The organism is Streptomyces sp. TRM64462 (assembly GCF_013362995.1).
In the GTDB taxonomy this organism is placed as follows: domain Bacteria; phylum Actinomycetota; class Actinomycetes; order Streptomycetales; family Streptomycetaceae; genus Streptomyces.
On record NZ_JABWDV010000229.1, the window covers coordinates 1 to 8,561 of the forward strand.

Annotated in this window: 7 protein-coding genes; 5 read left to right on the top strand and 2 right to left on the bottom strand. The window is 74.1% G+C overall.

Annotated elements, in window-relative coordinates; translation table 11 throughout:
* The 4 genes from HTZ82_RS10610 to HTZ82_RS10625 form a co-directional block, all read left to right on the top strand.
* Nucleotides 1-1,088: resuscitation-promoting factor (locus HTZ82_RS10610; protein ID WP_254711770.1), on the top strand; the 1,088-nt coding region annotated here is incomplete at its 5' end.
* Nucleotides 1,085-1,942 (top strand): 16S rRNA (adenine(1518)-N(6)/adenine(1519)-N(6))-dimethyltransferase RsmA, encoded by an 858-nt coding sequence (gene rsmA / locus HTZ82_RS10615; RefSeq protein ID WP_175409080.1) that lies wholly within the window; start codon nt 1,085-1,087, stop codon nt 1,940-1,942. The genes HTZ82_RS10610 and rsmA, both read left to right, overlap by 4 nt.
* Entirely contained in the window at nt 1,939-2,832 is an 894-nt protein-coding gene (locus HTZ82_RS10620; protein WP_175409081.1) for a 4-(cytidine 5'-diphospho)-2-C-methyl-D-erythritol kinase, read from the top strand. The genes rsmA and HTZ82_RS10620 overlap by 4 nt, the downstream gene beginning before the upstream one ends.
* Nucleotides 2,833-2,884: 52 nt before the next feature.
* Complete coding sequence (locus HTZ82_RS10625; RefSeq protein WP_175409082.1) at nt 2,885-4,198, top strand: acyltransferase; 1,314 nt, start codon at nt 2,885-2,887, stop codon at nt 4,196-4,198.
* 150 nt (nt 4,199-4,348) lie between these two features.
* Here HTZ82_RS10625 and HTZ82_RS10630 read toward each other — a convergent pair whose 3' ends face one another.
* Together HTZ82_RS10630 and HTZ82_RS10635 are read right to left on the bottom strand one after the other, a co-directional pair.
* Nucleotides 4,349-5,461: a hypothetical protein gene (locus HTZ82_RS10630; RefSeq protein WP_175409083.1), complete on the bottom strand. Its 1,113-nt coding sequence runs from the start codon at nt 5,459-5,461 to the stop codon at nt 4,349-4,351.
* Nucleotides 5,462-5,540: 79 nt separating this feature from the next.
* Nucleotides 5,541-6,176, bottom strand: a complete 636-nt coding sequence (locus HTZ82_RS10635; protein WP_309235405.1) for a lipoprotein — start codon at nt 6,174-6,176, stop codon at nt 5,541-5,543.
* A 241-nt stretch (nt 6,177-6,417) separates the two neighbouring features.
* Here HTZ82_RS10635 and HTZ82_RS10640 point away from each other — a divergent pair, with 241 nt between their 5' ends.
* Complete coding sequence (locus tag HTZ82_RS10640) at nt 6,418-8,223, top strand: ABC-F family ATP-binding cassette domain-containing protein (protein WP_175409085.1); 1,806 nt, start codon at nt 6,418-6,420, stop codon at nt 8,221-8,223.
* Nucleotides 8,224-8,561 lie beyond the last annotated feature (338 nt).

Consider the following 8,561-nt stretch of genomic DNA (forward strand, 5'->3'; position numbering starts at 1 on the left):
ACGGACTGCGGCGGCTCGTGCCCCAGGCCCTCGTCGTCGCCGTCCTCGCGGGCGGCACCAGCGCCTTCATCGCCGACGACAAGGCCGTACAGCTCAGCGTCGACGGCTCACCGCGCACCCTGCACACCTTCGCCGACGACGTGGCGGAGCTCCTCTCGGACGAGGGCATCGCCGTCGGCGAGCACGACCTCGTCGCCCCCGCCCCCGGCGCCGCGCTCGCCACCGGCGACGAGATCGTCGTCCGCTGGGGCCGCCCCGTCGACCTCACCCTCGACGGCCGCAGCCGCCGCCTGTGGACCACCGCCCGCACCGTCGACGAGGCCCTCCGCGAACTCGGCGTCCGCGCCGAAGGCGCCCACCTGTCCGTCTCCCGCTCCTCCGCGATCTCCCGCGAAGGCCTCGCACTCGCCGTACGCACCGAGCGCACCGTCACGTTCCTCGCCGACGGCCGCGAGCGCACCGTCCGCACCAACGCCGCCACCGTCGCGGACGCCCTCGCCCAGGCCGGCATCACCCTCCACGGCGACGACACCACCTCCGTACCGCTCACCGCCTTCCCGCGCGACGGCGACACCGTCACCGTCCTGCGCATCACCGGCGGCCGCGAGACCCGCGTCGAGACCCTCCCCTACGACGTACGCCGCGTCGACGACCCCACCCTCTTCAAAGGCACCGAGGTCGTCACCCGGCAGGGCCGCCAGGGCCTGCGCCGCGTCACGTACGAGCTGCGCAGCGTCAACGGCGTCAAGCAGAAACCCCGCAAGACCGGCGAGGAGACCGTCCGCGAACCCGTCACGCAGATCGTCAAGGTCGGCACCAAGCCCCGGCCCACCTCCGTCGCCGGAGCCGAGGGCCTCGACTGGGACGCGCTCGCCCAGTGCGAGTCCGGCGGCCGCCCCGACGCCGTCGACCCGTCCGGCACCTACGGCGGCCTCTACCAGTTCGACCCCGGCACATGGCGCGCCCTCGGCGGCACGGGCCGCGCCCAGGACGCCCCCGCGTCCGAGCAGACATACCGGGCGAAGAAGCTCTACGTGCAGCGGGGGGCGAGTCCGTGGCCGCACTGCGGCCGTAGGCTGTATCGGTGAGCACCACTGAGCCCGACGCCCTCCTCGGCCCCGCCGACATCCGCGAACTGGCCACGGCGCTGGGGGTACGTCCCACCAAGCAGCGCGGCCAGAACTTCGTCATCGACGCCAACACGGTCCGGCGCATCGTCCGCACCGCGGAGGTCCGCCCCGACGACGTGGTGGTGGAGGTGGGCCCCGGACTCGGCTCGCTCACCCTCGCCCTCCTGGAGGCGGCGGACCGGGTGGTCGCGGTGGAGATCGACGACACCCTCGCGGCCGCCCTCCCGGCGACGATCACGAGCCGTATGCCGGAGCGCGCCCCCCACTTCTCGCTGGTCCACTCCGACGCCATGGACGTCCGGGAACTGCCCGGCCCGCCGCCCACCGCCCTCGTCGCGAACCTCCCGTACAACGTGGCCGTGCCGGTGCTCCTCCACATGCTCGACCGCTTCCCGACCATCGAACGCACCCTCGTCATGGTCCAGTCGGAGGTCGCCGACCGCCTCGCCGCCCGCCCCGGAAACAAGGTGTACGGCGTGCCGTCGGTCAAGGCCAACTGGTACGCGGACGTCAAGCGCGCTGGCGCCATCGGCCGCAACGTGTTCTGGCCCGCCCCGAACGTCGACTCGGGCCTGGTGTCCCTGGTCCGCCGCGACCCGCCGGAGACCACCGCCTCCAAGCGGGAGGTGTTCGCCGTCGTCGACGCCGCGTTCGCACAGCGCCGCAAGACGCTCCGCGCGGCCCTGGCCGGCTGGGCGGGCTCCCCGGCCGCCGCCGAAGCCGCCCTCGTCGCCGCCGGGGTGTCCCCGCAGGCGCGGGGCGAGTCCCTGACCGTCGAAGAGTTCGCCCGCATCGCGGAGGCCAAAGCGTGAGCGTCACCGTACGAGTCCCGGCCAAGGTCAACGTGCAGCTGGCGGTGGGCCCGGCACGCCCCGACGGCTTCCACGACCTGGCGAACGTGTTCCTCGCGGTCTCCCTGTACGACGAGGTCACGGCGGCCCCCGCCGACACGCTGCGCATCACCTGCGAGGGCCCGGACGCCGCCCAGGTCCCCCTGGACCGTACGAACCTGGCGGCCCGCGCCGCGGAACTCCTCGCGGCCCGGCACGGCATCGCGCCGGACGTCCACCTCCACATCGCCAAGGACATCCCCGTCGCTGGCGGCATGGCCGGCGGCAGCGCGGACGGCGCCGGCGCGCTGCTCGCCTGCGACGCCCTGTGGGGCACGCACACGCCCCGGGCCGACCTCCTGGACATCTGCGCGGAACTGGGCAGCGACGTCCCGTTCTCCCTGGTCGGCGGAGCGGCACTCGGCACCGGGCGGGGCGAGCGGCTCACGGAGCTCCCGGTCGGCGGCACGTTCCACTGGGTGTTCGCCGTGGCGGACGGCGGCCTGTCGACCCCGGCGGTGTACGGCGAGTTCGACAGGCTGTCGAAGGACGCCCCCGCCCCAACCGCCTCGCCCGCCCTCCTGGAGGCCCTGCGCACAGGCGACGCCACCGCCCTGGCGGGCGCCCTCACCAACGACCTCCAGCCGGCGGCGCTCTCCCTGCGCCCCTCCCTCGCCGACACGCTCGCCGCCGGCACACAGGCGGGCGCCCTGGCGGGCATCGTCTCCGGCTCGGGCCCCACCACGGCGTTCCTCGTCAAGGACGCGGACGCCGCCGGGACGGTGGCCGCGGCCCTGACCGCGTCGGGCACGTGCCGCACGGCCCGCACGGCGACGTCACCGGCGGCGGGCGCGCGCGTACTCACGCCGTAACTGAGTACGGGTACTCTCCCGCGCGGCCGGACCGCGAAGCGAACCTGCCCGCATGCGAAGTACGGCTACGGGCAAGGAACTCGGCGCACGCGAGCTGGCCGCCGCCACCCCCGCCACGCGGGACCGCTACATCGACCTCCTGCGGGTCGCGTCCCTGGCGACGGTGATCCTCGGGCACTGGCTGATGGCGGCCGTGACCCCGGACGGCGCGGTCGGCAACCTGCTGGCGGTCGTCCCGCCGCTCCAGGTCCTCACCTGGGGGCTCCAGGTCATGCCGGTGTTCTTCTTCGTGGGCGGATTCGCCCACGCCCTGTCGTACCGCTCACGCCCGGCGTACGCGACGTTCCTGAGGAGCCGCCTCCAACGCCTCCTGCGCCCGACGGCGGCGTTCATCCTGCTCTGGACGGCGGCGGCCCTGGCGATCCAACTCCTGGGCGGAGGAGCGGGACTGACGGGGACGGCGCTGCGCCTGGTGACGCAGCCGCTGTGGTTCATCGGCATCTACCTGGCGATGGTGGCGCTGACACCGCCGCTCCTGAAGCTCCACGAACGCTGGGGCTGGGGCGCGTTCGCGGCCCTGGCGGCCGGGGCGGCGACGGTGGACACCCTGCGCTTCACGGCGAACGTGCCCTATGTCGAGTTCCTGAACTTCGCGTTCGTATGGCTGGCGGTGCACCAACTGGGCTTCCTGCGCGCCGACGCCCGCATCACCCGGCCGTCCCTGCTGGCCGTGACCGGTCTCCTGGGCGCGGCCGCCCTGGTGGCCCTCGGGCCGTACCCGCTGTCGATGGTCGGCATGCCGGGCGAGAAGGTCTCCAACATGGCCCCGCCCACGCTGGCCCTGCTGTGCCACGGGCTGTGGCTGGTCGGCGCGGTGGAACTGCTCCGCGGCCCGGGCACCCGGCTCGCGGCCCGGGCCCGCGTCTGGGAGGCGGTCGTCGCGGCGAACGGCGTGGCCATGACGGCGTTCCTGTGGCACCTGACGGCGATGCTGGGCGTGTACGGCGCCCAGCTCGCCCTCGGCCTCCCGCTGCCCGCCCCGGCATCGGCCGCCTGGTGGGCCCAGCTTCCGCCGCGGCTGGCCGCGGCGGCTGCGCTGACGGCGCTCCTGGTGGCGGCGTTCCGCCGCTTCGAACGCCCCCGCCCGGCGGGCGGGGGCGGCCCGGTGGCCACGCCCACGCCGGTGGCCGCTGCGGGCGTCACCCTCTGCCTCCTGGGAGTCCTGGGGCTGTCAACAGTGGGCTTCGCGGGACTGCTGGAGGGCCACACGGCGACACTGATCGCCGTAGACATCACAGCCCCAGCGGCCGTCGCCATGACCCTGACGGGCTGGCTCCTGGTGGACCCTCGCCCCCACCGGCGGTGAGGCGCCGTACGACGGGAGGGGACGCGCAGGGGTCGCCCCCGCAGGATTGGCGGTGCAGCGACGGCAATCTAAAACGGCTCCCGAGCCCGCCAATCCGAGGAGGTGAGCCCCGGAGCGGCACCGACCCACGACGCACCGGATCGCGCGCCGTCACGCGGGCGGCCGGCAGCCGTGTCTCTTGGCGGAGGCCGTGGCGAACTGCTGCAGGCCAATCCGCAAGGACGCGTGGTCCAGGGCCAGCCCCTCGTCCGGGGTGACGTCGAAGACCGCCGTACCCCCGGCGCCCGGGCACTCCGCCGTCATCCGGTACCGCCCCGATGGCGACGGGACCGCCTCCTTCGCCGCCCGTACGTCCCCGCGCGCGCCCGACAGCGCCAGCTCGCCGTACGGCCCGTACGACGCCGTGAACGTGTACAGCGGCGCCCCCAGCCGGCTCCCCAGCGCGCACCGCTCCACCGCCCCGGGCTCGGCGGCCGTCTCGATGACCGTCGCGGCCCCCCACCGCCGCGCGGTGTCGGCGTCCACCACACCGGCGCACGTCCCGGACGCCTCGGCGAGCGGCCGGTGCGGCTCCCGGCCGGCCGCCGGGGCGGACACGTCCTTCAGGGCCTGGCCCGACCGGGGCTCGCAGCCGGTGCGCCGCGCGTACGACGTGGCCGTGTCCGCCAGCACGGCCGCCAGCCGCGCCCGCGCCCCGCCGTCGCGGAAGTCCTCGCCGCGCTTCAGCCGCCCGTCGGCCCAGGCCAGCAGCCCGTCTCCGGACTGGTCGCCGCAGTCGACGAGCAGGACCACCCGCGCCCGGTCGGTTCTCCCGTCCGACGCGTCTGCGGACCCGGCGCCGGTCCCGTACGAGAACGAACCGGTCCACCCGCTCCCGAGCGGCACCGCGCCCGGCCCCGGTGCGACCGAGGCGTCCTGGCCCAACGGCTCCTCGGCGTTCCGTATCCCCATCTCGACCGACGCGTCCCCGTCGCGCCCCGCGTCCGCCGCCGTGACCGAGCAGAACCAGCCCTCCTGCCGCAGCTCGCTCGACGAGGTGAGCTCGACCCCGGGCAGCAGCTCCCGCACCCGCTCCGCCGCCAGGTCGCCCTGGCAGGCGCGGTCGAGGGCCTGGTCGTTGCGCCACGCGTCGTAGCCGCCGGACAGCCAGAAAATCCCGCCGGCCACGCCGCCCGCGGCGATCACCGCCGCCGTCGCGACGGCCGCGAGCCGCGCCCCGCGGCGACGCCGGAACGGGACCCGGTCCCTGCTGTCCTTGCTCATGTTTCCGTACCTCTCAGAAGGTCGTGCTGCGTACGGTCACCCACACGCGGTAGGAGGCCCTCCGGTTCTCGGGCCCCCGTCAGCCGGCCGCCGCCGGTGCGGCCGCCAGCGTCGACTTCGCCAGTTCGTACGCGGGGAGCATCTGCTCGTGCTCCTCCGAGTCCATCCCGCCCAGCTCCAGGACGACCGGGCCGCGCGGTGTCATGACGGCGAGCGCCCGGGCCTTCTTCTGCTCGTCCAGGAGCTTGCTGGTCACCATGTACGTGGCCTCGGTGGCCGGGACGGCAGAGGCGCCGGCACCGGCACCCGCCTCGATCTCCCGGTACGTCACCGACGACGCGGACCCCTCGGCGCCGACGAACGCCTCCAGCACCTTGCGCGCCGTGGTGTCCGTACGCGCGTCCGTCCACACCCGCAGGAACCCGATGTTCCCGGCCGGCTTGGCGTCGATCTCGCAGGCCATGGTGACGGTGCCCCGCTTGAGCAGCTCGTTCAGCTCCTGGAAGTCGGGGTCCTCGATGGGCTCGACCTTCTTCGGCTTCCAGTCCGCGGCGACGTCGAACGTCACCGGCAGCGGGCACGCGGACCCGGCCCCGCCGAGCGTGCCGCCCTTGGCTGCGACGGCGGCGGTGCCCTTGCCGGAAGCCTCAGGAGATCCGGAGGCGGACGCAGAAGCAGAAGCAGAAGCAGAAGGAGACGCAGACGCAGAGCCCACCCCCACCCCAGCCCCTGTCCCCGCCCCCGCCGAGCACCCCGCGACCCCCGGTACCGCCGCCAGTACCGCCGCCGCCACGACCCCCGGCACGACGCCCCGCCTCATGAACCCAGCCCCTCCCGTTCGACGATCGCCGCACGCTACCGCACCCCCCGGAAGGCCCCGGCAGGCACCGCCCCGGGTCCACCGCCCGGGCCCACTACTCTGGAAGGTCGATCCGCCCCGCCACCTCAGGAGTGAAATGGCCGCCAACCTCGTCAATGTCGAGGCAGTCAGCAAGGTGTACGGCACCCGTGCCCTGCTCGACGGGGTCTCCCTCGGCGTCTCCGAGGGAGACAGGATCGGCGTCGTCGGGCGCAACGGCGACGGCAAGACGACCCTCGTCCGGGTCCTCGCCAAGCTGGAGGAGGCCGACTCCGGCCGGGTCACGCACAGCGGCGGCCTCCGGCTCGGCGTCCTCACGCAGCACGACTCGCTCGACCCGGCCGCGACCGTACGGCACGAGGTCATCGGCGACCTCGCGGACCACGAGTGGGCGGGCAACGCCAAGATCCGCGACGTCCTCACGGGCCTGTTTGGCGGCCTCGACCTGCCCGCGTTCCCGCAGGGCCTCGACACCGTGATCGGCCCGCTGTCCGGCGGCGAGCGCCGCCGTATCGCGCTCGCCAAGCTGCTGATCGCGGAGCAGGACCTGATCGTCCTGGACGAGCCCACCAACCACCTCGACGTCGAGGGCATCGCCTGGCTGGCCCGTCACCTCCAGGCCCGCCGCTCCGCGCTCGTCTGCGTGACGCACGACCGCTGGTTCCTGGACCAGGTCTGCACGCGCATGTGGGACGTCCAGCGCGGCACGGTCCACGAGTACGAGGGCGGCTACAGCGACTACGTGTTCGCGCGCGCCGAGCGGGAGCGGATCGCCGCGACCGAGGAGGCCAAGCGGCAGAACCTGGTCCGCAAGGAGCTGGCCTGGCTGCGCCGCGGCGCCCCGGCCCGTACGTCGAAGCCCCGCTACCGCGTCGAGGCGGCGAACGAGCTGATCGCGGACGTGCCGCCGCCGCGCGACAGCAGCGAGCTGATGCGCTTCGCGTCCGCACGCCTCGGCAAGACGGTGTTCGACCTGGAGGACGTGACCGTCCAGGCGGGCCCGAAGACCCTCCTCAAGCACCTCACCTGGCAGCTCGGCCCGGGCGACCGCGTCGGCCTGGTCGGTGTGAACGGCGCCGGCAAGACGTCCCTCCTCCGCGCCCTCGCCGATGCCGCCGCCAGCCAGGGCGAGCGGCAGCCCGCGGCCGGACGCGTCGCCGTCGGCAGGACGGTCCGCCTCGCCTACCTCTCCCAGGACGTCGCCGAACTGCCGCCCACGCTCCGCGTGCTGGAGGCGGTGCAGCAGATCCGGGACCGCGTGGACCTCGGCAAGGGCCGGGAGATGACCGCGGGCCAGCTCTGCGAGCGGTTCGGGTTCACGAAGGAGAAGCAGTGGACGCCGGTCGGGGACCTGTCCGGCGGTGAGCGCCGCCGCCTCCAGATGCTGCGGCTGCTGATGGACGAGCCGAACGTGCTGTTCCTCGACGAGCCCACCAACGACCTCGACATCGAGACCCTCACCCAGCTCGAAGACCTGCTCGACGGCTGGCCCGGCTCGCTCGTCGTCATCTCCCACGACCGCTTCTTCCTGGAGCGCACCACGGACCGCACGCTGGCGCTGCTGGGCGACGCCACGCTGCGGATGCTGCCGCGCGGCATCGACGAGTACCTGGAGCGCCGCGAGCGCATGATCCAGGCGGCCGCGCCCGCGCCGGCCCCCGCGGCCCCCGCCGCGAAGGCGACCACGTCCGCCGCCGACGCACGGGCCGCGAAGAAGGAACTCCAGCGGATCGAGCGGCAGCTCGACAGGATTTCCGAGAAGGAGTCCACGCTCCACTCCCGTATCGCCGAGAACGCCACGGACTTCGAGAAGGTGGCCGGGCTGGACGCCGAGCTGCGGGAACTGGCCGGGGAGCGCGAAGAGTTGGAGATGCGCTGGCTTGAGCTCGCCGAGGACGCGTAGCACACGGCCCGCCGAGCGCACCCGTCGCACCCTCAGATACGCGTAGAGAAGCCGTGGAGAGCCGATAACGGCGGCGTCACGGGCCGGTCCGCCCTTGGGTACAGGGGTGGTCCGGCCCCCTTGCGCCCAGGGCCCGGGTGGTAGAAAGAAACCCCGCTCGACTCACGTAACAGTGCGACATCCCTGTCCGATTCGCTCCATTCCGGCGCACGCCTCGTGCCGGAATCGCGGGGGAGGCCGGTCGGCCAGCGGACCGCACGAAGGGGGAAGCGCTGATGACTCAGCCGCCCAGCCAGCAACCGCCGCAGGGAGGCTTCGGGTCTCCGCAGGACCCGCAG